Annotated in this window: 23 protein-coding genes; 13 read left to right on the forward strand and 10 right to left on the reverse strand. The window is 62.8% G+C overall.

The window, feature by feature from the left end:
* Nucleotides 1–21 precede the first annotated feature (21 nt).
* A complete protein-coding gene (locus NPS47_RS10435) occupies nucleotides 22–960 on the reverse strand; it encodes an iron-sulfur-binding ferredoxin reductase (RefSeq protein ID WP_274294907.1) in 939 nt (312 codons plus the stop codon).
* Between the two features lie 251 nt (nucleotides 961–1,211).
* Between NPS47_RS10435 and NPS47_RS10440 the strand changes: the two genes are divergently transcribed.
* Nucleotides 1,212–2,735 carry a fumarate hydratase gene (locus tag NPS47_RS10440; RefSeq protein WP_128323955.1) on the forward strand — a complete coding sequence of 508 codons (1,524 nt, stop codon included), beginning with the start codon at nucleotides 1,212–1,214 and terminating at the stop codon, nucleotides 2,733–2,735.
* 112 nt (nucleotides 2,736–2,847) lie between these two features.
* Here the strand turns inward: NPS47_RS10440 and NPS47_RS10445 are convergent, their stop codons facing one another.
* Genes NPS47_RS10445 through NPS47_RS10465 form a run of 5 tightly spaced genes read right to left on the reverse strand, consistent with a single transcriptional unit; the run spans nucleotide 2,848 to nucleotide 6,958 of the window.
* Nucleotides 2,848–4,005: a phospholipase D-like domain-containing protein gene (locus NPS47_RS10445; RefSeq protein WP_274294908.1), complete on the reverse strand. Its 1,158-nt coding sequence runs from the start codon at nucleotides 4,003–4,005 to the stop codon at nucleotides 2,848–2,850.
* Between the two features lies 1 nt (nucleotide 4,006).
* Nucleotides 4,007–4,588, reverse strand: coding sequence for a YceI family protein (locus NPS47_RS10450; protein ID WP_274294909.1), 582 nt, complete (start codon nucleotides 4,586–4,588; stop codon nucleotides 4,007–4,009).
* Between the two features lie 45 nt (nucleotides 4,589–4,633).
* On the reverse strand, nucleotides 4,634–4,930 hold the full coding sequence (locus tag NPS47_RS10455) for an amidase (protein ID WP_274294910.1): 297 nt from the start codon (nucleotides 4,928–4,930) through the stop codon (nucleotides 4,634–4,636).
* A complete protein-coding gene (locus tag NPS47_RS10460) occupies nucleotides 4,927–6,018 on the reverse strand; it encodes a serine hydrolase domain-containing protein (protein ID WP_425313494.1) in 1,092 nt (363 codons plus the stop codon). Before NPS47_RS10460 ends, NPS47_RS10455 begins: the two co-directional genes overlap by 4 nt.
* A gap of 52 nt (nucleotides 6,019–6,070) precedes the next feature.
* Nucleotides 6,071–6,958: an acyl-CoA dehydrogenase gene (locus NPS47_RS10465; protein ID WP_274294912.1), complete on the reverse strand. Its 888-nt coding sequence runs from the start codon at nucleotides 6,956–6,958 to the stop codon at nucleotides 6,071–6,073.
* A gap of 133 nt (nucleotides 6,959–7,091) precedes the next feature.
* Here NPS47_RS10465 and olsB point away from each other — a divergent pair, with 133 nt between their 5' ends.
* Both olsB and NPS47_RS10475 read left to right on the forward strand, forming a co-directional pair.
* Nucleotides 7,092–7,847, forward strand: a complete 756-nt coding sequence (olsB, locus tag NPS47_RS10470; RefSeq protein WP_274294913.1) for an L-ornithine N(alpha)-acyltransferase — start codon at nucleotides 7,092–7,094, stop codon at nucleotides 7,845–7,847.
* A complete protein-coding gene (locus NPS47_RS10475; RefSeq protein ID WP_274294914.1) occupies nucleotides 7,847–8,635 on the forward strand; it encodes a lysophospholipid acyltransferase family protein in 789 nt (262 codons plus the stop codon). The genes olsB and NPS47_RS10475 overlap by 1 nt, the downstream gene beginning before the upstream one ends.
* 2 nt (nucleotides 8,636–8,637) lie before the next feature.
* Here the strand turns inward: NPS47_RS10475 and NPS47_RS10480 are convergent, their stop codons facing one another.
* Nucleotides 8,638–9,213, reverse strand: a complete 576-nt coding sequence (locus NPS47_RS10480; protein WP_274294915.1) for an ACP phosphodiesterase — start codon at nucleotides 9,211–9,213, stop codon at nucleotides 8,638–8,640.
* 153 nt (nucleotides 9,214–9,366) lie between these two features.
* On the opposite strand from NPS47_RS10480, the gene NPS47_RS10485 reads away from it, so the two are divergent.
* The 3 genes from NPS47_RS10485 to NPS47_RS10495 are packed head-to-tail and all read left to right on the forward strand — an operon-like array spanning nucleotide 9,367 to nucleotide 11,919.
* Nucleotides 9,367–9,669: an ArsR/SmtB family transcription factor gene (locus NPS47_RS10485; protein WP_038607345.1), complete on the forward strand. Its 303-nt coding sequence runs from the start codon at nucleotides 9,367–9,369 to the stop codon at nucleotides 9,667–9,669.
* 13 nt (nucleotides 9,670–9,682) lie between these two features.
* A complete protein-coding gene (locus NPS47_RS10490; protein ID WP_274294916.1) occupies nucleotides 9,683–10,852 on the forward strand; it encodes an MFS transporter in 1,170 nt (389 codons plus the stop codon).
* 17 nt (nucleotides 10,853–10,869) lie between these two features.
* Nucleotides 10,870–11,919 carry an alkene reductase gene (locus NPS47_RS10495; RefSeq protein WP_274294917.1) on the forward strand — a complete coding sequence of 350 codons (1,050 nt, stop codon included), beginning with the start codon at nucleotides 10,870–10,872 and terminating at the stop codon, nucleotides 11,917–11,919.
* An 85-nt stretch (nucleotides 11,920–12,004) separates the two neighbouring features.
* Here NPS47_RS10495 and NPS47_RS10500 read toward each other — a convergent pair whose 3' ends face one another.
* The 3 genes from NPS47_RS10500 to NPS47_RS10510 form a co-directional block, all read right to left on the reverse strand.
* Entirely contained in the window at nucleotides 12,005–12,847 is an 843-nt protein-coding gene (locus NPS47_RS10500) for an ATPase (protein ID WP_274294918.1), read from the reverse strand.
* Between the two features lie 88 nt (nucleotides 12,848–12,935).
* The gene (locus tag NPS47_RS10505) at nucleotides 12,936–13,931 is read right to left on the reverse strand and encodes an NAD-dependent epimerase/dehydratase family protein (RefSeq protein ID WP_274294919.1); all 996 of its coding nucleotides are present in this window, start codon (nucleotides 13,929–13,931) and stop codon (nucleotides 12,936–12,938) included.
* 49 nt (nucleotides 13,932–13,980) lie between these two features.
* The gene (locus NPS47_RS10510; RefSeq protein WP_274294920.1) at nucleotides 13,981–14,871 is read right to left on the reverse strand and encodes a LysR family transcriptional regulator ArgP; all 891 of its coding nucleotides are present in this window, start codon (nucleotides 14,869–14,871) and stop codon (nucleotides 13,981–13,983) included.
* A 123-nt stretch (nucleotides 14,872–14,994) separates the two neighbouring features.
* Between NPS47_RS10510 and NPS47_RS10515 the strand changes: the two genes are divergently transcribed.
* The 7 genes from NPS47_RS10515 (at nucleotide 14,995) to NPS47_RS10545 (ending at nucleotide 24,027) form a co-directional block, all read left to right on the forward strand.
* Nucleotides 14,995–15,594, forward strand: coding sequence for a LysE/ArgO family amino acid transporter (locus tag NPS47_RS10515; RefSeq protein ID WP_274294921.1), 600 nt, complete (start codon nucleotides 14,995–14,997; stop codon nucleotides 15,592–15,594).
* A 187-nt stretch (nucleotides 15,595–15,781) separates the two neighbouring features.
* The gene (locus tag NPS47_RS10520; RefSeq protein ID WP_107026376.1) at nucleotides 15,782–16,378 is read left to right on the forward strand and encodes a superoxide dismutase; all 597 of its coding nucleotides are present in this window, start codon (nucleotides 15,782–15,784) and stop codon (nucleotides 16,376–16,378) included.
* Between the two features lie 308 nt (nucleotides 16,379–16,686).
* Complete coding sequence (locus NPS47_RS10525; protein ID WP_425313495.1) at nucleotides 16,687–18,768, forward strand: putative bifunctional diguanylate cyclase/phosphodiesterase; 2,082 nt, start codon at nucleotides 16,687–16,689, stop codon at nucleotides 18,766–18,768.
* Nucleotides 18,769–18,917: 149 nt separating this feature from the next.
* Nucleotides 18,918–20,252, forward strand: coding sequence for an imelysin family protein (locus tag NPS47_RS10530; protein ID WP_274294922.1), 1,335 nt, complete (start codon nucleotides 18,918–18,920; stop codon nucleotides 20,250–20,252).
* Nucleotides 20,253–20,418: 166 nt separating this feature from the next.
* Nucleotides 20,419–21,846, forward strand: coding sequence for a di-heme oxidoredictase family protein (locus tag NPS47_RS10535; RefSeq protein ID WP_274294923.1), 1,428 nt, complete (start codon nucleotides 20,419–20,421; stop codon nucleotides 21,844–21,846).
* 16 nt (nucleotides 21,847–21,862) lie between these two features.
* Nucleotides 21,863–22,927: an imelysin family protein gene (locus NPS47_RS10540; RefSeq protein ID WP_274294924.1), complete on the forward strand. Its 1,065-nt coding sequence runs from the start codon at nucleotides 21,863–21,865 to the stop codon at nucleotides 22,925–22,927.
* Between the two features lie 2 nt (nucleotides 22,928–22,929).
* The gene (locus NPS47_RS10545; protein ID WP_274294925.1) at nucleotides 22,930–24,027 is read left to right on the forward strand and encodes a DUF1513 domain-containing protein; all 1,098 of its coding nucleotides are present in this window, start codon (nucleotides 22,930–22,932) and stop codon (nucleotides 24,025–24,027) included.
* The last annotated feature ends 125 nt before the right edge of the window (nucleotides 24,028–24,152 follow it).

Here is a 24,152-nt window from a genome sequence, read left to right on the forward strand (position 1 = left end):
GCAGCCTGTGCTGCGGTTTTTTTATGCGTGCCCGGTGAAAATATCGGCAAACAGCTGATTGCGCGGTAATCCGGCCAAAAACAACCGGCGGGAAAACTGCTCGACGCTGGCCGGTGAGCCGCAGGCCAGGGCAATCGTCTGGCGTGATTGCAGGCGCAGCGCAGCCAGTGCCTGGGGCAATGCCTGCGGGGTCAGCAGCTCGACTTGAAGGTGCGGATGACGCTCGGCAAGCGCGGCCAATTCGCTGGCCAGATAGTGCTCCTGACTATCATGGGCCAGGTGCAACACACGAATCGGGCCCTGGTGCTCCTGACGCAAGGCTTCACGCAGAATCCCCCACAAAGGTGCCAGCCCCGTGCCCGCCGCCAGCAACCACAACGGGCGCTCCTGCCAGTCGGCATCATAGTGCAGCGCCCCGCCGCGCAATTCACCCAGGCGCAGGGCATCGTCCAGCCGCAACTGGCGCGCTGCATCGCAGAAGGCACCCGCCTGGCGACAATCGAGGTGAAACTCGAGAAAACGCTCCTCATCCGGCAGGCTAGCCAGCGAATAGGGTCGGGCCACACCACTGCTACTCCACAGCACCAGGTGCTGACCTGCCTGGTAACGCAACCTGCGCTCGGCGTGCAGGCGCAAGCGCAGCACCGTCGGGCTCAACCAGTCAAGGCCGACCACCGATGCACCGATACCGTCCTGCTGCGGGTCGAACAGGGCAACCTGCAAATCCTCTTCGACCCGGCACTGGCAGGACAAGCGCCAGCCCAGCTGGCGCTGCTCCGAACTCAGGGCATCGGGCTGTGAATCCAGCGGTTGCCCGTGCAGGCAGCGCACCAGACAGGCATGACAACTGCCGGCGCGGCAGCTATACGGCACCAAAAAACCGGCGTCATTGAGCACATCCAGCAAATTGCTGCCCGGCGCCACGGTCCACTGCTGCTCACCTACGCGCATTTCAGGCATCGAGGCTCTCCCAGGCGTTCAAGCCGCCAGTTTTGCACAAAGCGGCGCTACGCAAAAACAATGCCCGTCGCTTACCGACCTTCGTCAGACCACTGATACGTGTACCCAAGGCCGATGCACGCTATACTGCCGCGCCTTTTTGCGCCGCCAGCCTGACCGTCGGCGCGCCGTGAAAGGTCGTTTCGACACCTCGGCCTGTCCGCGTCGGAATACCTTATTGAATGTTCCCGTCTTTAAGAGGAGCGCGCTGCATGACCGTGATCAAGCAAGACGACCTGATTCAGAGCGTTGCCGACGCCCTGCAGTTCATTTCGTACTACCACCCCGTTGACTTCATCCAGGCCATGCATGAGGCCTATCTGCGTGAAGAGTCGCCCGCCGCGCGTGACTCCATCGCCCAGATCCTGATCAACTCGCGCATGTGCGCCACCGGCCACCGCCCGATCTGCCAGGACACCGGTATCGTTACCGTGTTCGTGCGCGTCGGTATGGATGTGCGCTGGGATGGCGCGACCATGAGCCTGGACGACATGATCAACGAAGGCGTGCGCCGCGCCTACAACCTGCCGGAAAACGTCCTGCGTGCCTCGATCCTGGCCGACCCGGCAGGCGCTCGTAAAAACACCAAGGACAACACCCCGGCGGTCATCCACTACTCCATCGTCCCGGGCAACACCGTGGAAGTGGACGTGGCGGCCAAAGGCGGCGGCTCCGAGAACAAGTCGAAAATGGCCATGCTCAACCCGTCCGACTCGATCGTCGACTGGGTACTGAAGACCGTTCCGACCATGGGCGCTGGCTGGTGCCCGCCTGGCATGCTCGGCATCGGCATCGGCGGTACCGCCGAGAAGGCCGCAGTAATGGCCAAGGAAGTGTTGATGGAATCCATCGACATCCACGAGCTCAAGGCCCGCGGCCCGCAGAACCGCATCGAAGAGATCCGCCTGGAGCTGTTCGAGAAGGTCAACCAGCTGGGCATCGGTGCCCAGGGCCTCGGCGGTCTGACCACCGTGCTCGACGTCAAGATCATGGACTACCCGACCCACGCCGCGTCCCTGCCGGTGTGCATGATCCCGAACTGCGCCGCTACCCGTCACGCGCACTTCGTGCTCGACGGTTCCGGCCCGGCCGACCTCGAAGCGCCGTCGCTCGACGCCTACCCGGAAATCGTCTGGGAAGCCGGCCCATCGGCCCGCCGCGTCGACCTCGACACCCTGACCCCGGAAGACGTGCAGAGCTGGAAGCCGGGCGAGACCATCCTGCTCAACGGCAAGATGCTCACCGGCCGCGACGCCGCGCACAAGCGCATGGTCGAGATGCTCAACCGTGGCGAAGAGCTGCCGGTCGACCTCAAAGGCCGCTTCATCTACTACGTCGGCCCGGTTGATCCGGTGCGTGAAGAAGTGGTTGGCCCTGCCGGCCCGACCACCGCAACGCGGATGGACAAGTTCACTCGCCAGATCCTCGAGCAGACCGGTCTGCTGGGCATGATCGGCAAGTCCGAGCGTGGCCCGACCGCGATCGAGGCGATCAAGGACAACAAGGCCGTGTACCTGATGGCTGTCGGCGGTGCTGCCTACCTGGTGGCCCAGGCGATCAAGAAGTCCAAGGTCCTGGCCTTTGCCGAACTGGGCATGGAAGCGATCTACGAGTTCGAAGTCAAAGACATGCCGGTCACCGTTGCGGTCGACAGCAATGGCGAGTCGGTGCACATCACTGGCCCGGCACTGTGGCAGAGCAAGATCGCTGAAAGTCTGGCGGTAGAAGTGAAGTAAACCTCAGGGTTTGCTGACTAAAAAGCGGCAGGGGAATCACTCCCCTGCCGCTTTTTTTTCGCGGGGCAAGCCCGCTCCCACCGAAAGCTGTGGGAGCGGGCTTGCCCCGCGATCAATCACGCCGATCGAGCATGTTCACCACCAGCCGATCCAGCCACCCCCATAAACGCTGTTGCAGACGCTTCCACAAAGGCCGCGCATGCCAATGGGCCAGGTCGATACACAGGCTCTGGGCGAAATCGCGCTCGAAGCTTGCGGCCACCGCCGCAGTCAGCGGCGGGTCGATGGCCTCAACGTTGGCTTCAAGGTTGAAACGCAGGTTCCAGTGGTCGAAATTGCACGAACCGATGCTCACCCAGTCGTCGACCAGCACCATCTTCAGGTGCAGAAAACACGGCTGATACTCGTAAATTTGCACCCCGGCGCGCATCAGCCTCGGGTAATAGCGGTGCCCGGCATAGCGCACCGAAGGATGATCGGTACGCGGACCGGTCAGCAGCAGGCGCACATCAACCCCCTTGGCAGCCGCCCGGCGCAAGGAGCGGCGCACCTTCCAGGTCGGTAGAAAGTACGGTGTGGCCAGCCAGATCCGCCGTTGCCCGCTATTCAGCGCGCGTACCAGCGACTGCAGGATGTCCCGGTGCTGACGGGCATCGGCATACGCCACCCGGCCCATGCCCTCGCCGCTATCGGGCACATGCGGCAGGCGCGACAGGCCAAAATGCGTCGCTGGCCGCCAGGCCGTACGCCGCAGGTTGGCGCGCCACTGCCGATCGAAGAGCATCTGCCAGTCGGCCACCAACGGCCCTTGCATCTGCACCATCACCTCGTGCCATTCACTGATGGCTTCGTCAGGCACCCAGAACTGGTCGGTAACGCCGGTACCACCGACCACCGCCCAGGTCTGGTCGACCACCAGCAATTTGCGGTGGTCGCGGTACAGGTTGCGAAAGCCCCGGCGCCAGCGCAGGCGGTTGTACCAGCGCAGTTCGACGCCCGCGCCGATCAGGCGCTGGCGCAGGTTCAAGGTGAAGGCCAATGAGCCGTAGTCGTCAAACAGGCAGCGCACCTGCACCCCGAGCCCGGCGGCCTGCACCAGTGCTTGAACCATGGCTTCGGCGCAGGCGCCCGCCTCCACCAGGTACAGCTCCAGATCAACCTGCTGCTCAGCCTGGGCAATGGCGGCGAGCATGCGCGGAAAAAATTCGGGGCCGTCGATCAGTAACTCGAACCGGTTGCCATCTCGCCAGGGAAAGACCGGTCCGGCCATATCAGCGCGCCGTGAAGATCAATACCGCGGACACCGGCACCGACGGGCTGATGGACTTGAGCCCGGCGACTTTGCGCAAGGTCTCCAGGCCCGGCAGCAGGTCAAACTCTTCGGCACGCAACATCAACGGCTCCAGGGTCACCACCTGGAAGCGGCGCTCATCCAGGCGCGTGGCCAGCAACAAGGCGTTGTAGCTGTGTTCCTTGCCGTGCAGTTCGACCGTCACCGGCAGGCGCAACTCGACCTGAGCACCATTGGCCAGGTCGTTGATCGGCCGCAGATCGATCTGGGCACGCACCTTGGCTTCCGCGAAACGAGCGTACTCGAACAGGTCCTTGCGCATGCGTTCATCGCGCAACGGCACACCGCTGCTGTTAGAGTCCATCTCGATCATCAGCTCGGCCGCGCCCTTGCGATCGACCTTGCCATGCAACACGAGAAAACGATGGACTTCAGCGGTATCGCCATTTTTGCTGGAAATGAACGACAGTCGTGACGACTCGCCATCAAGGTGCCAGTTGGCCTGGGCGGAAAAGCTCAGCAGCGCGAGCAAAGCCAGGAGAAGACGGGGCAAAGAGAACATGAGAAATCCTGTAACACAGAAGCCGTCAACCTTACCCGGCTGCCTTCAAGGCAGCAAGCCACAGCCCTCACGTACACCCTGCCAGCGCGCATGGCGCTCAACGCCCAGCCCCACGGCAGTCACCTCGCGGGTTTGGGTATTTTCCTCGAGCCGGCTCAGGGGCAGGTATTGGCGTACATAGGCCTGGCAGTAAGGCGCGTCGAAGCCCATAACAAAACGGCAGGAGCAATATTCCTTGGCCGAATAAGCGCTGAGGATACCGGTAAAGTCCGCCAGGGCCTGACGCTCGTAATAGACCCAGGCGCCCGCCAGCAGTAACAGCACCAGCAGCACACGCTTCATGGCCGTCCCCTGCCCTGCGCCGCCAGCACCCGCTTGAGCAGTTCGTTGTGCTGGAACTGGCCATCGCGATCATCGGCGTAGCGCACCACCACCAGTTGTTCATCGGGCAGCACATACAAAGCCTGACCCCAGTGCCCCAAGGCCGCAAAGGTGTCGGCCGGCGCATCGGGCCAGGGCCGCGCTGCGCCGGGCAACGGCTGGTTGAGCCACCACTGCCCGCCGGGATTAGCCTCGCCGGGTTGTGCGGCAGCCTTGGCGAACAGGCTGCGGTTGAACGCCACCCAGTCCCTGGACAGCAGCTGTTCGGACTGCCAGCGACCGTCACGTTGCATCAACAAGCCAATACGCGCCAGGTCGCGGGCGCTCATGTAGAGATAAGAGGAGCCAACCAGCGTGCCGCTGGCATCCCGCTCCCAGACCGCCGAGGTGATGCCCAACGGCGTGAACAGCGCATCCCAGGGGTACTGCCCATAGCGCTGCGGCCCGACCATCTCCCGTAAGGCCGCCGCCAGCAGGTTGCTGTCGCCGCTGGAATAGAGAAAGCGCTGCCCCGGTTCAGCTGCCGCCGGGCGCGCGGCGGTGTAGGCGGCCATGTCAGTGCTCCCACGGGTGTAGAGCATGGCGACAACCGAGGAATGCAGCGGCGCATATTCGTAGTCTTCCTGCCAGTCCAAGCCGCTGGCCCAGTGCAGCAGGTCTTGCAGACGAACCTGCGGATGGGCCTGCATGGGCGGGTAAAAACGCGCGACCGGATCAGTGAGGGCAAAGCGCGCTTCACCGTGGGCCACCCCCAACACGGTAGCCAGCACGCTTTTGCTGATGGACCAGGTCAGGTGCGGTGTCTGTGCGGTGGTCGGTGCGGCGTAATGCTCATAAACAATACGCCCGTCCTTGATCACCAGCAGGGCATCGGTGCGCACGCCCTCTCGGCTGTTGTCGTCACGTGTAGCAAAGGCGTACGCCTGCACCGGGTACCAGGCCGGGCTGTTGATGTCAGCTGCCTGCGGCCAGTCTGCAGCTGGCCAGCGCTCCTCGCTCAAGGCTGGGACGCTGGTGAAGATCAGGCCAAGCAACAGCCCCGACAGCACTGTATTCATGCGACGTCACTCAAAGCCAACGTCTGCCCAGACTAGCAGTGCTTCATGACAACCCGGCGCTGGCCCAGGCCTTGGCCAGGCGCTTGGCCCGTGCCGCACTGGCAATCTCCAGCAAGCCCTGGTCACGCTGCCACAGCGTTGCCCACTCGCCGGGACTGTTGCTCAATGCCTGGTTGATTTCGTCCTTGAGCGCGGCGAACTGGGCAAACAGGCCGCCGAGCAGCAAGTGGCACCCCGTGGAATCGGCACATTGCCGACTGCCTTCGGCGCAGCCACCGAGCAAACCGATCAGACGCAACTGCAAACCCTGCGGCCAGGCACTGTCCTGACCGACGCCATACAACCAGGCACACAGGGCGCTGAGCACATAAAGGTCTTCAAGGGTGCGGAACGGTTTAACGTAGGCATCCCAGCCATCGCCGGCCAGGCGCTCGCACAAGGCCTGATCCAGATGCAGACGGGCGTGACCGACTTCCGGCATCAGCGGCAGGGCCGGCAAAGGCTCCAGGCGTACGCCGGGCTCACCGGGATAGACCACCGCCAGGCTCAATTGCGCCAACTCACCGGCAGCCTCGCTGCGCGCCGCCACCAACAGCCAGTCGGCATCCAGTCCGGCGGTGACGAAATCCTTGCTGCCGGTCAGGCGCAAGTCATCCAGGCGCACCTGCATGTCGGCCGGGCGCACGCTGCGCCGCTCACTCGCACACAAGGCGCCAATACTTGCCGGAGCACTCGGCCAGAGCATTCGCAACGCTGCCTGGTAACCGAGCAGAAACGCCAGCCCCGGGGTCGGCATTGCGCGCCCGCCGAGTACCGCCAGTTCGAACGGGCTGACCGTGCCCAGACGCGCCAGCAGGCTGCTGTAGATTTCGCCCAGATCCGCTGACAGGGGCTGTCGCTGTGGGTCATTGAGTCGTTGCAGCCAGGCCATCGTCGTGCTCCTTGAGGGCTGTCATACAAGCATCACCAAAGATTCATGGGGGTGACACCGCGTCTACCTAGGCTGAGCTTGCACAACAAAGCCGACCGGCCGCAACCCCATGGCTGGCTTATGGAGACTCGCAATGACCCGGATCGCGCCCCCTGGCGACAACAGCACTGCACGCCGTCTGCAAGCCGAACGCCTGGTTGGCCCTGCGGCCCTGCAGGAAGCGCAGGCCCTTCGTTTCAGCGTCTTCAGCGGTGAGTTCAAGGCCAAGCTCAAAGGCGCCGAACTGGGCCTGGACATGGATGACTACGACATTCATTGCCGCCACATCGGTGTACGTGACCTCAACAGCGGTCGCCTGGTCGCCACTACGCGCCTGCTCGATCACCAGGCGGCCAGCAGCCTGGGACGCTTCTACAGTGAAGAAGAATTCAGCCTGCATGGCCTCGGCCATCTGCAGGGGCCGATCCTCGAGCTGGGCCGCACCTGCGTCGACCCGGCCTACCGCAATGGCGGCACCATCGCCGTGCTCTGGGCGGAACTGGCCGAAGTGCTCAATGAAGGGCGCTACAGCTACCTGATGGGTTGCGCCAGCATTCCCATGCAGGACGGTGGTGTCCAGGCCCATGCGATCATGCAACGCCTGCGCGAACGTTTCCTGTGCACCGAACACCTGCGCGCCGAACCGAAGAAGCCGCTGCCAAGTCTGGCCCTGCCCGGCAACGTCATCGCCGAAATGCCGCCGCTGCTCAAAGCCTATATGCGCCTGGGCGCGAAGATCTGCGGCGAGCCGTGCTGGGACGAGGACTTCCAGGTCGCCGACGTGTTCATCCTGCTCAAGCGCGACGAACTCTGCCCGCGCTACGCCCGCCACTTCAAGGCGGCGGTCTGATGCGGGGCTTGCGCGTCTTTGCACGCGTCCTGCGGGTAGTGCTGGTGGTGCTGTTCGGCCTGGGCATGGCGGCACTGTTCAGCCTTTATGAACACCTGCGCATTCCGGCCTCGGCCGAGCGCCGTCAGCGCTGGTCGCAACTGTTCATGCGCCAGCTGAGCAAGGCCCTGCCCTTCAAGGTCCGGGTGCTTGGCCAGGTGCCGCAACAGCCGATGCTCTGGGTCAGTAACCATGTGTCATGGACCGACATCCCGCTGCTGGGCATGCTCACGCCCTTGTCGTTTCTGTCCAAGGCCGAAGTGCGCAGCTGGCCGGTGGCCGGCTGGCTGGCGCTCAAGGCCGGTACCCTGTTCATCCGCCGTGGCGGTAACGACAGTCAGCTACTGCGCAAACAGATCAGCCAGCACTTGCAAGAGGCGGGCGCGTTGTTGATCTTTCCGGAAGGCACCACCACCGATGGCCGCAGCCTGCGCACCTTCCACGGTCGCCTGCTGGCCAGCGCCATCGATACCCAGGTGCCGCTGCAACCGGTGGCCGTGCGCTACCTGCGTGATGGCCAGGCCGATGCAATCGCGCCTTTCATTGGTGACGACGATCTGCTCTCACACCTGATGCGGCTGTTTTCCCATGAGTGTGGCGAAGTGGAAATCAAGCTGTTGCAGCCGATCCCGAGCACCGGCGAAGAACGCGCGGCGCTGGCCTTCAAGGCCCAGCAAGCAATTCAGGTAGCCTTGTTTGGCGCCGAGCAGCCCGTCGCTCAGCCGCAACGCCGGGCCAAAGCGGCCTAGGGCTAAGCCAGGGCTTTGCCGGCGAAGGCCTGTAGCTCGGGATAAAAGCTGCGAAAGTCATCCATCAACGGCGCATACAGCGCATCGACCAGCTCGATGGCGCCGTCCATCCCTTCGGGGCGCGACAAGCGCCTGGCGATCCCGCGGAACACCTGCTCCAGCACCGCAAAATCGCGGTACGAGCCCAACCAGTCATCCGCCGCCATATAAGGCGCGATCTGCGCCAGCCGGCCGGGCAGGTCCGGTTGCGCCGCCAGCACCTGATAGACCCGGCCGGTGAACTGCGCCAGAGGCTGATCGGCATAGTCCTGCCAATGCGCCGCCAGGCAATGGTCGAAGAACACATCGAGGATGATCCCGGCATAGCGTCGCCGCTCCCGGGGGAAACGCCCAAGCGACTGCAAGACCAGCGGATGGCTGTCGGTGAAGACATCGATCTGCCGGTGCAGGCGGATCGCCGCTTCCAGCGGCAAGGGAAATCGCCCGGCCAACGGCCCTTTGACGAAATCCCCATAGAGGCTGCCGAGCAGTTGCTCGGGTTGTTGGCCGCCCAGATGAAGGTGTGCGAGATAGTTCATCAGCGCAGTCTAGCACCGGTCATGATCATATCGTTATAACCCGATATAGCGATTTACGCTGAGCTAAGAACACCTTCATATTTGTATATCGCGAAATACCGATTTATATTTCGCCCCATCGCGATATACCGCTACACAACCATGAGCCCAACCATGCCTCTCGATCTCGACGAAATAATAAAAGCCCTGGCCCACCCAGTACGGCGAGAAATCCTCAACTGGCTGAAAGACCCCGACGTGCAATTCCCTGACCAGCACCACAGCACCGAACACGGTGTCTGCGCCGGGCAGATCGACCAACGCTGCGGCCTGTCGCAGTCCACGGTCTCGGCCCACCTGGCCACCTTGCAACGCGCGGGCCTGATCAGCAGCCAGAAGATCGGCCAGTGGCATTTTTTCAAGCGCAATGAGGAAACCATCCAGGCCTTCCTCAAGCAGATGAGCCAAGAGCTCTGACAAGGACCTTGCAATGCCCCTTTCACTCATCATCCTGGCGCTCAGCGCCTTCGCCATCGGCACCACCGAGTTCGTCATCATGGGCCTGCTGCCCGATGTCGCGGCGGACCTCGGGGTGTCGATTCCCGGTGCCGGCTGGCTGGTCACCGGTTACGCCCTGGGCGTGGCCATCGGTGCACCGTTCATGGCCCTGGCCACCGCAAAGCTGCCGCGTAAAGCCGCACTGATCGCGCTGATGGGCGTGTTCATCGTTGGTAACCTGCTGTGTGCGGTGGCCAGCGACTACAACCTGCTGATGTTCGCCCGGGTGGTCACCGCCCTGTGTCACGGCGCCTTCTTCGGCATCGGCTCGGTGGTTGCCGCCAGCCTGGTGCCGGCCAATCGCCGTGCCTCGGCGGTAGCCCTGATGTTCACCGGCCTGACCCTGGCCAACGTGCTTGGCGTGCCACTGGGCACCGCCCTGGGTCAGGAATACGGCTGGCGCTCGACCTTCTGGGCCGTGACCGTGATCGGGGTGATTGCCCTGATCGGCCTGATCCGTTTCCTGCCATTTCGCCATGACGAGGAAAAACTCGACATGCGCGCCGAGCTGGCGGCGCTCAAGGGCGCCGGTATCTGGCTGTCGCTGTCGATGACCGTGCTGTTCTCGGCCTCGATGTTTGCCCTGTTCACCTACGTTGCGCCGCTGTTGGGCGATGTCACCGGCGTTTCGCCACGGGGCGTGACCTGGACCCTGCTGTTGATCGGCGTTGGCCTCACCCTGGGCAACATCGTTGGCGGCAAGCTGGCTGACAAGCGCCTGGGCGCCACCCTGGTGGGTGTGTTCGCCAGCATGGCGGTGGTTTCCACCGTACTCAGCTGGACCAGCACGGCCCTGATCCCCGCCGAGATCACCCTGTTCCTCTGGGCCACGGCCGCCTTTGCCGCGGTACCGGCCCTGCAGGTCAATGTGGTGACCTTCGGCAAGGCCGCCCCGAACCTGGTGTCGACCCTGAACATCGGCGCTTTCAACCTGGGTAACGCCCTCGGCGCCTGGGTCGGCGGCAGCGTTATCGCGCAAGGGCTGGGCCTGACCCGCGTACCCCTGGCCGCCGCCGCACTCGCGGTGCTGGCCCTGATCGTCACCCTGATTACCTTCAGCCAGCGCGGCAACAACGCCGAACTGGCACCTGCCACTCACTGATCAGCCTTGAGGTTTATATGACGACTATTTTCGATCCGATCACCCTCGGCGACCTCGAATTGCCGAACCGCATCATCATGGCGCCGCTGACCCGTTGCCGCGCCGATGAAGGCCGGGTACCCAACGCGTTGATGGCCGAGTACTACGTACAACGCGCCAGCGCCGGCCTGATTCTCAGCGAAGCCACCTCGGTGACGCCAATGGGTGTCGGCTACCCCGACACCCCGGGTATCTGGTCCACCGACCAGGTGCGTGGCTGGACCAACGTCACCAAGGCCATCCATGGCGCCGGCGGGCGGATCTTCCTGCAGCTCTGGCATGTCGGGCGTATCTCGCACCCGCTCTACCTCAACGGTGAAACCCCGGTGGCACCGAGCGCGATCCAGCCCAAAGGCCATGTCAGCCTGGTACGTCCGCTGGCTGACTACCCGACGCCACGGGCCCTGGAAACGGAAGAAATCGCCGATATCGTCGAGGCCTACCGCACCGGTGCCGAGAACGCCAAGGCCGCCGGTTTTGATGGTGTGGAAGTGCATGCCGCGAACGGCTACCTGCTCGATCAGTTCCTGCAGAGCAGCACCAACCAGCGTACGGATCAGTACGGTGGCTCACTGGAAAACCGTGCACGACTGCTGCTGGAAGTGACCGATGCGGTGATCGACGTATGGGGTGCGCAACGCGTCGGCGTACACCTGGCGCCACGCGCCGACTCTCACGACATGGGTGACGCCAATCGCGCCGAAACCTTTACCTATGTGGCCCGTGAACTGGGCAAGCGCGGGATTGCCTTCATCTGCTCGCGGGAGAAGGAAGCGGATGACAGCATTGGGCCGTTGATCAAGGAAGCCTTCGGTGGCCCTTACATCGTCAACGAACGCTTCACCAAGGCCAGTGCCAATGCATCGCTGGCCAGCGGCCGGGCGGATGCGGTGGCCTTCGGTGTACCGTTCATTGCCAACCCGGACCTGCCGGCCCGCCTGGCAGCGGATGCGCCGCTGAACCAGGCACATCCTGAAACCTTCTATGGCAAAGGGCCGGTCGGATACATCGACTATCCGCGGATGTAAACGGCATCGCGGGGCAAGCCCGCTCCCACAGGTATCACACAACCCCTGTGGGAGCGGGCTTGCCCCGCGATAGATTCACCATCCATCAAGGCCGCGCATTGATCTGCTGTTGCAGGTTCTGCACCTGGCTCTGCAAGGTGTTGAGGCTGCGCGTCATCTGCCGGCGAAACGCATCGAACTCGGCAACCGAAGCACCACTGGCCACAGGCGCCGCCGGGCGATTCTCCTGCTCGCTCTTGAGCACCAGCAGATCCTGTTCCAGACGCTCGATAGCCGCACTGGGGTTGCCCTGCTTCTTCAGCGCAGCCACCTCGCCATTCAGGCTGTTGATCTGGGTGTCGAGCTTGCCGCCGTCCACCTGAGCCGCTTTCAAGACTGCCAGTTCGCTGTTCACCGCCTTCAATTGAGCCTGCAATTCAGCCTGCAACCTGGCTGTCGCCGCCTGCTGTTCAGTGGCCTGCGCCAACACTTGCTCCAGACGCTTGCCCAGGTCACCCGCCTGCCCGGCAACGCCCTGCTGCTGCTTGCTCTGCTCGACAAGGCTGGCTTGCAGCTGCTTGATCTGCAGTTTCAACGCTTCACTACCACTGTTGACGCTGGACTCGCTGGCATCGACCTTGCCACTGATGGCCTGCAGGCGTCCCGCCGCTTCTTCGCTGATGCGGGCAAAACTTTCCTGGGTCGCTACCAGTTGCTGCTCCATCAACGACACCTGTTGAAAACTCCACCAGCCAAGCCCGGCCAGAGCGATGAAGGATGCGCCCAACAGCGCCCACAACGGCCCGGTGCTGGCCGCCCTCGGGGCTTTTCGCGCGCCACCGGCAATCGGACCTGTGCCTGGCGGCAAGGGGTCAAAATCATCGTCATCCCGCGTACTGACACGCAGCGTCGGGACATTGTCGAAATCGTCTTGAGCATCGTTACGCATGGGAGCCTTCAACCGCCGCAATAGCAAATGGGCACTAGTATAAACCGCTTACACCGCGCACTGATCGACCGCAAACCCGCTTGCCGGTTCACTGCTGCGGGTCTTGCGCCTTCCACCAGCCACAGAACTCGTCGAGTGCCGTCCACAGGCTGACCGTGGGCCGGTAATCCAATAGCTGCCGGGCGCGGTTGATGTCCAGGGTGAAATCCTTGCTCATTACCTGCATGCCCAGGCGCGACAAGGTCGGCTGCGGACGCCCAGGCCAAAGCATGCAGGCCCCTTCGTTGAGCGCAGCTAGGCTGTAGGCCAGGCCAAAGGAGCGGTAGCGGGTGACTTGCGGCAACTGCATCTGGCGCATCACATAGTTGACCACATCCCACAATGGCAGTGGATGACCGTTACTGATGTTGTAGGCCTGGCCCAGCGCCTGCTCATCGGCGAACAACGCGCTCAGCAGCGCCTCGTTGAGATTCTGCACACTGGTGAAATCGACCTTGTTCAGGCCGTTGCCGATGATGGCCAGGCGGCGCTTGCGCTGCATCTGCAGCAAACGCGGGAAGATACTGACGTCCCCGGCGCCGGTGACGAAACGCGGGCGCAAGGCCAGGACTTCGAGGCCGAACTCCTGAGCGCCGAAGACTTTCTGTTCGGCCAGGTACTTGGTGGCCCCGTAGTGATCATAGAAGCGCCGCGGCACCTGCTCTTCATGGATGTTCTGCTGCGAACGCCCGTTGAAGTAGATCGACGGTGACGACAGGTGTACCAGGCGCCGCACATGCTCTTTAAGGCACGCCTCGACCACATTTTCAGTGACCACCACATTGCCCTGGTAGAAGTCCTGGTAGCGCCCCCAGTTACCCACAGCCCCGGCGCAGTGGACCACGGCATCGACGCCCTGGCACAGACGGCGCGCAAGGTCCGGGTCACCCAGATCGCCAGAGATGAACTGCGCCCCGCGCCGCACCAGGTGTTCGACGCCTTCGGCACGCCGGCCGTTGACCCGGACTTCAAGGCCCTGCTCCAGGGCAAAGCGCGCAAAGCGCCCGCCAATGAAGCCGCTTGCGCCGGTGACCAGAATTCGCATGTACCACTCCGCCTTACCAATTTTCAGATGCTGCTGACGCTGCCAGACCTTACAAGGGCACCAGCCATTGCCGGGCGGTCTGACGCAGGTGCTCGGTCAATTGCCCGAGCAGTTGTCCGCCGTTGCGCCAATGATGCCAGTACAAAGGCACGTCGATGGGTTTATCCGCTGAAATTTCTACCAGCCGCCCGCTGGCCAGTTGCTCGCGTACCTGCAGTTCCGGCACCAGCCCCCAGCCCAGACCGGCCTCGGTCATACGCAAAAAGCCCTCGGAAGATGGGCACAGGTGATGCAGGAAACCGTCCTCGATCCCCAGCGAAGCCAGGTAGCGATGCTGGAGAAAGTCATCCGGCCCGAACACCAGTGCCGGCGTGCGCGGCAAGCGCCTGGCATCAAAACCCTCGGCAAAGTAACGGGCCATGAATGCCGGGCTGGCAAGGGCACGATAACGCATGGCCCCCAACAGTATGCTGCGCGCACCGGCGACCGGACGTTCGCTACCACACAGGCACGCGGCCACCTCACCCGCGCGCATGCGTTTGAGACCGACTTCCTGATCTTCGACCACCAGGTCCAGCAATACCTGTTGATCGGCACAAAAGGCGCCGACCGCCCCCGCCCACCAGGTGGCCAGGCTGTCGGCGTTAAGGGCGATACGCAAACGTTCGGGCATGCCCTCCTCGTCCAGCGCCGGCACCTGGCTTTGCAGGTCGCGCTCCAGCAGCCGCACCTGCTGAACGTGGTTGAGCAAGCGTCGGCCGACATCCGTCGGGCTAGGCGGATTGGCGCGTATCAAGACCGGTTGCCCGACTCGTGCTTCGAGCAACTTGATCCGTTGCGAGATCGCCGATTGCGACAACCCCAACACCTGCGCCGCACGCTCGAAACCGGCCTGTTCGATGACCGCGGCGAGCGCGGAAAGCAGTTTGTAATCGAACATTATTTTTCCTAATGCCAGATCAGGTTTATTTGTTTTTCTTATACAGATCCACCCCCCAGAATGGCCAGCAACTTTTTTGGTTTTCTGCGCCAGCGTCCTGCTGGCGCCTGTGGAGCATCCCCTATGTGGCAAAGCTACTTGAACGGCCTGCTGGTCGCCTTCGGCCTGATCATGGCGATCGGCACCCAGAACGCATTCGTGCTGGCGCAAAGCCTGCGCCGTGAACATCATTTACCGGTAGCCGCGCTCTGTGTGTTCTGCGATGCCATCCTGGTGGCGGCCGGGGTATTCGGCCTGGCCACGGTACTGGCGCAGAACCCGACCTTGCTGGCGGTGGCACGCTGGGGCGGTGCGGTGTTCCTGATCTGGTACGGCAGCAAGGCGCTGCTGCGCGCCTGTTCGCAGCAGAGCCTGCAACAGGATGAAGGCCAGGGCCTGCGCTCGCGCCGGGCGGTACTGCTCAGCGCCCTGGCGGTGACCCTGCTCAACCCCCATGTGTACCTGGACACGGTGTTGCTGATCGGCTCGCTGGGCGCCCAGCAGACCGTGCCCGGAGCTTATGTGGCCGGTGCGGCCAGCGCCTCGTTGCTGTGGTTCTTCACCCTTGCCCTCGGCGCTGCCTGGCTTGCGCCCTGGCTGGCACGCCCCGGCACCTGGCGCCTTCTGGACCTGATGGTGGCGGTGATGATGTTCGCCGTGGCGGCGCAACTGATCTTCACCTGAGCACCACTGGTCTGCTGCCGGCAAAGGCTCTGGAACCTCTTTCCCGTACACTTGTTGCGTGGTTAAGCACAGGGCCGGGTGCTATGATCCAGCCCTTGCGTCGCAAAGAGTACAAACTCCCCGACGCACACCGGCCGCCGTGATCGGCCTTGCGCTCACCGCAACAGACCTGATTAGGAGAATCACCATGGCTTTTGAATTGCCGCCGCTGCCTTATGCACACGACGCCCTGCAGCCGCACATTTCCAAGGAAACCTTGGAGTACCACCACGACAAGCACCACAACACCTATGTCGTGAACCTGAACAACCTGGTGCCAGGCACCGAGTTTGAAGGCAAAACCCTGGAAGAGATCGTCAAGTCCTCCTCGGGCGGTATCTTCAACAACGCCGCTCAGGTCTGGAACCACACTTTCTACTGGAACTGCCTGGCGCCAAACGCCGGTGGCCAGCCTACCGGCGCCCTGGCTGATGCCATCAACGCTGCGTTCGGCTCCTTCGACAAGTTCAAGGAAGAGTTCACCAAGACTTCCGTCGGCACCTTCGGCTCCGGCTGGGGCTGGCTGGTGAAAAAGGCTGACGGTTCCCTAGCCCTGGCCAGCACCATCGGCGCCGGCTGCCCACTGACCAGCGGCGACACCCCGCTGCTGACCTGCGACGTCTGGGAACACGCCTACTACATCGACTACCGCAACCTGCGTCCTAAGTACGTCGAGGCGTTCTGGAACCTGGTCAACTGGAAGTTCGTTGCCGAGCAGTTCGAAGGCAAGACCTTCACCGCTTAAGCAATTGTGGGAGCGAGCTTGCCTCGCGATGCGGCCTGTCTGACAGAACGCAATCGCGGGGCAAGCCCGCTCCCACCAGTAGCGAAAAAAACCCGGCTTGTCCGGGTTTTTTTTCGTCTGCGCAACCGTGTCCGGCTCTTGCCCGAAACTGATACCGCGCTAACATCAAACCCTGGGAAGTTTGCTTCCAGGATTAAAGTCGCAAGGCCGGGCAACCGATACAGTGATAGCAGCAATACCCTCACCTCAGGGGTGGAGTATGTTCTGTCAGCGGCCGATAGTGGATTGCCAAGAATGATGGCAAAATGATGCCATGCGCATGGATTAAGGAAACCCCATTGAAGCTGGAACTCAAGAACAGCTTATCGGTCAAGTTGCTCAGGGTCGTACTGCTCTCGGCACTGGTGGTTGGTGTCGTTCTCAGTTGTGCGCAGATCGTCTTTGATGCCTACAAGACCCGTCAGGCAGTGGCCAGTGACGCCCAGCGAATCCTCGACATGTTCCGCGACCCTTCCACCCAGGCGGTCTATAGCCTGGACAAGGAAATGGGCATGCAGGTCATGGAAGGCTTGTTCCAGGACGAATCCGTGCGCATGGCCTCCATCGGCCACCCCAACGAAACCATGCTCGCCGAGAAATCCCGGCCATTGCAGGAGTCGAGCACGCGCTGGCTCACCGACCTGATCCTTGGCCAGGAGCGCACCTTCAACACCCAACTGGTCGGCCGTGGTCCCTACAGCGAATATTATGGCGACCTGAGCATCACCCTCGACACGGCGTCCTATGGCGCAGGTTTTCTGGTCAATTCGGTGATCATCTTCATTTCCGGGGTGCTGCGCGCCCTGGCCATGGGCCTGGTGCTGTACCTGGTCTATCACTGGATGTTGACCAAGCCGCTGTCGAAGATCATTGAACACCTTACCCAGATCAATCCCGACCGCCCCAGCCAGCATCAGCTGCCGTTGATCAAAGGCCACGAGCGCAACGAGCTGGGCGTGTGGGTCAATACCGCCAACCAGCTGCTGGCATCGATCGAGCGCAATACCCACCTGCGACACGAGGCCGAAAACAGCCTGCAGCGCATGGCCCAGTACGACTTCCTGACCGGCCTGCCCAATCGTCAGCAACTGCAACAGCAACTGGACAAGATCCTCGTCGATGCCGGTCGCCTACAGCGCCGAGTTGCGGTGCTGTGTGTAGGGCTTGACGACTTCAAGGGGATCAACGAGCAATTCAGTTACCAGGCCGGCGATCAACTGCTGCTGGCCCTGGCCGATCGCCTGCGCGCCCACAGTGGACGGCTCGGCGCCCTGGCACGTCTGGGCGGCGATCAGTTCGCCCTGGTCCAGGCCGATATCGAGCAACCCTACGAAGCGGCGGAACTGGCCCAGAGCATTCTCGACGACCTGGAGGCCCCGTTCGCCCTCGACCACCAGGAAATCCGCCTGCGCGCCACCATCGGCATCACCTTGTTCCCGGAAGACGGCGACAGCACCGAAAAGCTGCTGCAAAAAGCCGAGCAGACCATGACCCTGGCCAAGACCCGCTCGCGCAATCGCTACCAGTTCTACATCGCCAGCGTCGACAGCGAAATGCGCCGCCGCCGCGAGCTGGAAAAGGACCTGCGCGAAGCCCTGCCGCGCAATCAGTTGTACCTGGTCTACCAGCCACAGATCAGCTATCGCGACCACCGTGTGGTCGGGGTCGAAGCGTTGCTGCGCTGGCAGCATCCGGAACTGGGAATGGTCCCGCCGGACCAGTTCATCCCCCTCGCCGAGCAGAACGGCAACATCATTGCCATCGGCGAATGGGTACTCGACCAGGCTTGCCGGCAACTGCGTGAATGGCACGACCAAGGCTTCAGCGAATTGCGCATGGCGGTCAATCTGTCGACCGTGCAATTGCACCACAATGAGTTGCCGCGGGTGGTCAACAACCTGTTGCAGATCTACCGCCTGCCGCCGCGCAGCCTGGAGCTGGAGGTGACCGAAACCGGTCTGATGGAAGACATCAGCACCGCCGCCCAGCACCTGCTGAGCCTGCGCCGCTCCGGTGCATTGATCGCCATTGACGACTTCGGCACCGGTTATTCCTCGCTCAGCTACCTGAAATCCTTGCCGCTGGACAAGATCAAGATCGACAAGAGCTTCGTCCAGGACCTGCTCGATGACGACGACGATGCCACCATCGTTCGCGCCATCATCCAGCTGGGCAAGAGCCTGGGCATGCAGGTGATCGCCGAGGGCGTGGAGACCGCCGAGCAGGAGGCCTACATCATCGCTCAGGGCTGCCATGAAGGTCAGGGTTACCACTACAGCAAACCACTGCCAGCGCGCGAGCTGACGGTGTTCCTCAAGCAGGCGCAGCGCAATCAGGTTTCGATTCTCTAAACCCTTGAAGACAGTGAACGAAGCGTCGGAAACACGCATTTGAATATTTACGTGGCTGCCCCTTTACACAAAATGCAAATCTTTCGCATTATGTTGCAGCTTTGCGTACCCCGGTACGCCTGTCCAACCTCTCGACGCAGGAATTCACCATGATTCGTATGCCTCTGGCCACCGCCAGTCTGTTGGCCATTGCCATCTCTCTCGCCGGTTGTGGCGACGACAAGGACAAGGCTGCCGCACCGCAAGCCCAGGCCCCGGCGACCAGCGCAGCAGCCCCGGCTGCGGCAGGCGCCGTCGACGAGGCCGCTGCCAAGGCGGTGGTCAAGCATTACGCCGACATGGTTCACGCCGTTTACAGCGACTCGCTGAGCACCGCCAAGACCCTGCAGACTGCTGTCGATGCGTTCCTCGCCACCCCCAACGACGAAACCCTGAAAGCCGCCAAGGCCGCCTGGGTCGCTGCTCGCGTGCCTTACCTGCAGAGCGAAGTGTTCCGCTTCGGCAACACCATCGTCGACGACTGGGAAGGTCAAGTGAACGCCTGGCCGCTGGACGAAGGCCTGATCGACTATGTCGACGCCAGCTACGAGCACGCTCTGGGTAACCCGGGCGCATCGGCCAATATCATCGCCAACACCGAGATCCAGGTCGGCGAAGACAAGATCGACGTAAAAGAAATCACCCCGGAAAAACTCGCCAGCCTGAATGAGCTGGGCGGTTCCGAAGCCAACGTCGCCACCGGCTACCACGCCATCGAATTCCTGCTCTGGGGCCAGGACCTCAACGGCACCGGCCCAGGCGCCGGCGCCCGTCCAGCCTCCGACTACCTGGAAGGCAAAGGCGCCACTGGCGGTCACAACGAACGTCGCCGCGCCTACCTCAAGGCAGTGACCCAACTGCTGGTCAATGACCTTGAAGAAATGGTCGGCAACTGGGCCCCCAACGTTGCCACCAACTACCGCGCCACCCTGGAAGCAGAACCTGTGACCGACGGCCTGCGCAAGATGCTGTTCGGCATGGGCAGCCTGTCGCTGGGTGAACTGGCGGGCGAACGCATGAAGGTTTCCCTGGAAGCCAACTCGCCTGAAGACGAGCACGATTGCTTCAGCGACAACACCCACTACTCGCACTTCTACGACGCCAAGGGCATCCGTAACGTCTACCTCGGCGAGTACACCCGCCCAGACGGTACCAAGCTGACCGGCCCGAGCCTGTCGTCGCTGGTGGCCAAGATCGATCCAGCCACCGACGCAACCCTCAAGGCCGACCTTGAAGCCACTGAAGCGAAGCTCCAGGTCATTGTCGACCACGCGCTCAAGGGCGAGCACTACGACCAGCTGATCGCTGCCGACAACACCGCCGGCAACCAGATCGTGCGTGACGCCATCGCCTCGCTGGTCAAGCAGACCGGTGCGATCGAACAGGCCGCCGGCAAGCTGGGCATTGCCAACCTGAACCCGGATACCGCTGATCACGAGTTCTGATTCAGCCGCCGGACCAGAAAAGGGCGACCTGCGGGTCGCCTTTTTTATGCCCCGCGATCAGCAGCCGCAAACAGATTTCATCTAGCAAACGCAAATCCCTCTTATTCCATGATCCTGAGCCTGCTAAGCTTGCACGCCGGTTTTTTGCTCAAGCTCAGGATTCTTGATGTCTTCGTTGCTGCTCCGTCTCAGCCCCTTGCTTCTGGCCACGACCCTGGTCGCCTGTGACGACGCTCCGCGTTTCACCCAGGCGGAACCGGGCGAAGCCTTTGCCGGCGGCAAAACGACGGTGAACAAGCGCGACCAGAACGCCTACTCCATGCCCTCGGCCAACCTCGCGCCGAGCCGTCGCCTGGATTTCAGTGTCGGCAACAGCTTCTTTCGCAATCCATGGGTGATCGCCCCGGCGACCACCACTGCCCGCGATGGGCTGGGGCCGTTGTTCAACAGCAACGCCTGCCAGAACTGCCATATCAAGGATGGCCGCGGCCATCCGCCCGGCCCCAGCGCCAAACATGCCGTGTCGATGATCGTGCGTCTTTCGATTCCTGATCAACCGCAGTACGCCAAGGTCATCGAGCAACTGGGCGTGGTACCCGAGCCGGTGTATGGCGGCCAGTTCCAGGACATGGCCGTGCCCGGCGTCACCCCCGAAGGCAAAGTGCGCGTCGAGTACACGCCGGTGCCAGTGACCTTCAAGGACGGCACCCAGGTCGAGCTGCGCCAGCCAAGGCTGCAGATCAGTCAGCTCGGTTACGGTCCGATGCATCCCGATACGCGCTTTTCCGCCCGCGTCGCCCCGCCGATGATCGGCCTGGGCCTGCTCGAAGCCATCCCCGAAGCCGCGATTCTGGCCAATGCCGATCCCGACGATCGCAACGGTGACGGTATCCGTGGCCGACCCAACCAGGTCTGGGACGATGCCCTGGGCAAGACCGTGCTTGGCCGCTTCGGCTGGAAAGCCGGACAACCGAACATCAACCAGCAGAACGTCCATGCGTTTTCCGGCGACATGGGCCTGACCAGCAGCCTGCGGCCGATAGACGACTGCACTGCGGCACAGGTCGACTGCCTGAAAGCCGCCAATGGCAACGGTGCCAATGGCGAGCAGGAGGTCAGCGACAATATTGCCCGTCTGGTGCTGTTCTACGCCCGCAACCTGGCGGTACCGATCCGCCAGGACGTCGACTCGCCCCAGGTGCTGGCCGGCAAGAACCTGTTCCACCAGGCCGGTTGCCAGAGCTGCCACACCCCAAGCTTTACCACCGCCGCCGACGCTGCCGAGCCGGAACTGGCCAACCAGCTGATCCGCCCCTACAGCGATTTGCTGTTGCACGACATGGGCCCAGGTCTGGCCGACAACCGCAGCGAATTCGCCGCCAGCGGCCAGGACTGGCGCACCGCACCGCTGTGGGGTATCGGCCTGACCCAGACCGTCAGCGCGCAAGCCGGATTTCTTCACGATGGCCGCGCCCGCAACTTGCTTGAAGCCGTGCTCTGGCACGGTGGCGAAGCCGAAGCGGCCAAGCAGCACGTCTTGACCTTCAATGCCGAACAACGCGCCGCGTTGCTGGCGTTCCTGAATTCACTTTAAGAGAGAGGAGCCGGGCATGTTCCGTCCTAAACTGTTGTTCACCAGTCTTGCCGCCCTCGCCCTCGGCGCCTGCTCGCCGCAGGATCCGCAGGCAGTGACCTCTGCCGCGATCGCCAAGCAGGTGATCCTGCCGACCTACAGCCGCTGGGTCGAAGCCGACCGCCAGCTGGCCGTCAGCGCCCTGGCCTACTGCGAAGGCAAGGCCGATCTGGCAACCGCACGCGCCGACTTCCTCCACGCACAGAAAGCCTGGGCAGAGCTGCAACCGCTGTTGATCGGCCCGCTGGCTGAAGGCAACCGCGCTTGGCAGGTACAGTTCTGGCCAGACAAGAAGAACCTGGTCGGCCGTCAGGTCGAGCAACTGGTCAGCGCTGACAAGCCGATCGATGCCGCCAGTCTGGCCAAGTCCAGCGTGGTGGTACGCGGCCTGTCCGCCTACGAGTACATCCTCTTCGACAGCAAGCCAGACGTCGCCAGCGCCGAGCAGAAAGCCCGTTACTGCCCGCTGCTGGTGGCCATCGGCGAGCACCAGAAAGTCCTGGCCGAAGAGATCCTCAAAGGCTGGAACAACACCGACGGCATGCTCGCGCAGATGACCAAGTTCCCCAACCAGCGCTACGCCGACTCCCACGAGGCGATCGCCGACTTGCTGCGCGCTCAGGTCACCGCACTGGATACCCTGAAGAAAAAACTCGGCGCGCCGATGGGCCGTCTGAGCAAAGGCATCCCGCAACCGTTGCAGGCAGAAGCCTGGCGCAGTCACTCCTCGCTGAAAAGCCTGGAAGCCAGCCTGACCGCGGCGCAAACCGTCTGGGTCGGTGTCGACAACCAGGGCCTGCGCGGCCTGCTGGGCAAGGATCAAAAAGCCCTGGCCGACAAGATCGACGCAGCCTATGCCAACGCCCTCAAGCAACTGAGCGACAATCAGAAGCCGCTGGGCGAACTGCTCGAAGACGAAGCCGGGCGTCAGCAGCTCAACGACATCTACGACAGCCTCAACGCCGTCCATCGCCTGCACGAAGGCGACCTGGCCAAGGCGCTGGGTATTCAGCTGGGCTTCAATGCCAACGACGGTGACTGATCATGTTGCGACGCCAGGCTCTCAAACTCGGTAGCGTTCTGCTCAGCGCCCTGACCCTGGGCGGCTGGACCCTGTTTCGCGGCAAAGACAGCGGTCCCCTGCTGCTGTCGGCGCGCGACGACGGCGATGGTAAACACTACGCCGTCGGCTATCGCCTCGATGGTACCCAGGTGTTCGCCACCGAAGTGGTCCAGCGTTGCCACGACATCATCAACCACCCCGAACAGCCGCTGGCCCTGTTCGTCGCCCGCCGCCCCGGCACCGAGAGTTACCTGATCGACCTGCGCGATGGTCGTTTGTTGCAGACCATCGCCTCGCAGCCGAACCGGCACTTTTATGGCCACGCAGTGATCCACAAGAGCGGCGAATGGCTGTACGCCACCGAAAACGACACCACCGATCCCGGCCGTGGCGTACTCGGTGTGTACCGTTTCGAGGGCGAGCGCCTGGTGCATAGCGGCGAGATTTCTACCCACGGCATCGGCCCGCACCAGGTGTCGTGGATGCCCGATGGCGAAACCCTGGTGGTCGCCAACGGCGGCATTCGCACCGAAGCCGAAAGCCGCGTCGAGATGAACCTCGACGCCATGCAGCCGAGCCTGGTGCTGATGCAGCGCGACGGTACCCTGCTGAGCAAGGAAGTACTGCCGCAGCAGATGAACAGCGTGCGCCACCTGGCCATTGCCAGCGATGGCACCATCGTCGCCGGGCAACAGTTCATGGGCAGCGGCGATGAAACCGCCGAACTGCTGGCGGTCAAGCGTCCAGGCCAGGCCTTCCAGGCCTTCCCGGTGCCCGAACAGCAATTGCAGTCGATGGCCAACTACACCGCCAGCGTGGCCGTTCATAGCGAACTGCGCCTGGTCGCCCTGACCGCGCCCCGGGCCAATCGTCTGTTCATCTGGGATCTGGATAGCGCGCAAGTACGTCTGGATGCACCGATGCCCGACTGCGCCGGCGTCGGTGCGGTGGCCGACGGCTTTGTCGTCACCTCCGGCCAGGGGCGTTGCCGCCTCTATGATTGCCGCCAGAGCGAATTGATCGGCCAGCCCCTGCAACTGCCCTCCGGGCTGTGGGACAACCACCTGCACCTGGCCTGACAGCCTGACCTGATAAATAGCCGGGAACACAGGGTTCCCAGCCCCGGTCAAACGAGTAATATTCGGCTACAGCGCACGTGGGCAGGATCGCCCGCAGTCGTGCCAAACGAACAACAAATCGTATC

The organism is Pseudomonas putida, assembly GCF_028682475.1.
In the GTDB taxonomy this organism is placed as follows: Bacteria; Pseudomonadota; Gammaproteobacteria; order Pseudomonadales; family Pseudomonadaceae; genus Aquipseudomonas; species Aquipseudomonas putida_AG.

Coding starts and splice junctions, on each gene's coding strand:
- NPS47_RS10530 (WP_274294922.1), top strand. CDS start 18,918: ATGATTCGTATGCCTCTGGCCACCGCCAGTCTGTTGGCCATTGCCATC.
- NPS47_RS10500 (WP_274294918.1), bottom strand. CDS start 12,847: ATGCGTAACGATGCTCAAGACGATTTCGACAATGTCCCGACGCTGCGT.
- NPS47_RS10475 (WP_274294914.1), top strand. CDS start 7,847: ATGCGGGGCTTGCGCGTCTTTGCACGCGTCCTGCGGGTAGTGCTGGTG.
- NPS47_RS10505 (WP_274294919.1), bottom strand. CDS start 13,931: ATGCGAATTCTGGTCACCGGCGCAAGCGGCTTCATTGGCGGGCGCTTT.
- NPS47_RS10450 (WP_274294909.1), bottom strand. CDS start 4,588: ATGTTCTCTTTGCCCCGTCTTCTCCTGGCTTTGCTCGCGCTGCTGAGC.
- NPS47_RS10485 (WP_038607345.1), top strand. CDS start 9,367: ATGCCTCTCGATCTCGACGAAATAATAAAAGCCCTGGCCCACCCAGTA.
- NPS47_RS10525 (WP_425313495.1), top strand. CDS start 16,687: ATGCCATGCGCATGGATTAAGGAAACCCCATTGAAGCTGGAACTCAAG.
- NPS47_RS10435 (WP_274294907.1), bottom strand. CDS start 960: ATGCCTGAAATGCGCGTAGGTGAGCAGCAGTGGACCGTGGCGCCGGGC.
- NPS47_RS10445 (WP_274294908.1), bottom strand. CDS start 4,005: ATGGCCGGACCGGTCTTTCCCTGGCGAGATGGCAACCGGTTCGAGTTA.
- NPS47_RS10515 (WP_274294921.1), top strand. CDS start 14,995: ATGTGGCAAAGCTACTTGAACGGCCTGCTGGTCGCCTTCGGCCTGATC.
- NPS47_RS10440 (WP_128323955.1), top strand. CDS start 1,212: ATGACCGTGATCAAGCAAGACGACCTGATTCAGAGCGTTGCCGACGCC.
- NPS47_RS10480 (WP_274294915.1), bottom strand. CDS start 9,213: ATGAACTATCTCGCACACCTTCATCTGGGCGGCCAACAACCCGAGCAA.
- NPS47_RS10545 (WP_274294925.1), top strand. CDS start 22,930: ATGTTGCGACGCCAGGCTCTCAAACTCGGTAGCGTTCTGCTCAGCGCC.
- NPS47_RS10510 (WP_274294920.1), bottom strand. CDS start 14,871: ATGTTCGATTACAAACTGCTTTCCGCGCTCGCCGCGGTCATCGAACAG.
- NPS47_RS10535 (WP_274294923.1), top strand. CDS start 20,419: ATGTCTTCGTTGCTGCTCCGTCTCAGCCCCTTGCTTCTGGCCACGACC.
- NPS47_RS10465 (WP_274294912.1), bottom strand. CDS start 6,958: ATGGCCTGGCTGCAACGACTCAATGACCCACAGCGACAGCCCCTGTCA.
- NPS47_RS10490 (WP_274294916.1), top strand. CDS start 9,683: ATGCCCCTTTCACTCATCATCCTGGCGCTCAGCGCCTTCGCCATCGGC.
- NPS47_RS10520 (WP_107026376.1), top strand. CDS start 15,782: ATGGCTTTTGAATTGCCGCCGCTGCCTTATGCACACGACGCCCTGCAG.
- NPS47_RS10540 (WP_274294924.1), top strand. CDS start 21,863: ATGTTCCGTCCTAAACTGTTGTTCACCAGTCTTGCCGCCCTCGCCCTC.
- NPS47_RS10455 (WP_274294910.1), bottom strand. CDS start 4,930: ATGAAGCGTGTGCTGCTGGTGCTGTTACTGCTGGCGGGCGCCTGGGTC.
- NPS47_RS10495 (WP_274294917.1), top strand. CDS start 10,870: ATGACGACTATTTTCGATCCGATCACCCTCGGCGACCTCGAATTGCCG.
- olsB (WP_274294913.1), top strand. CDS start 7,092: ATGACCCGGATCGCGCCCCCTGGCGACAACAGCACTGCACGCCGTCTG.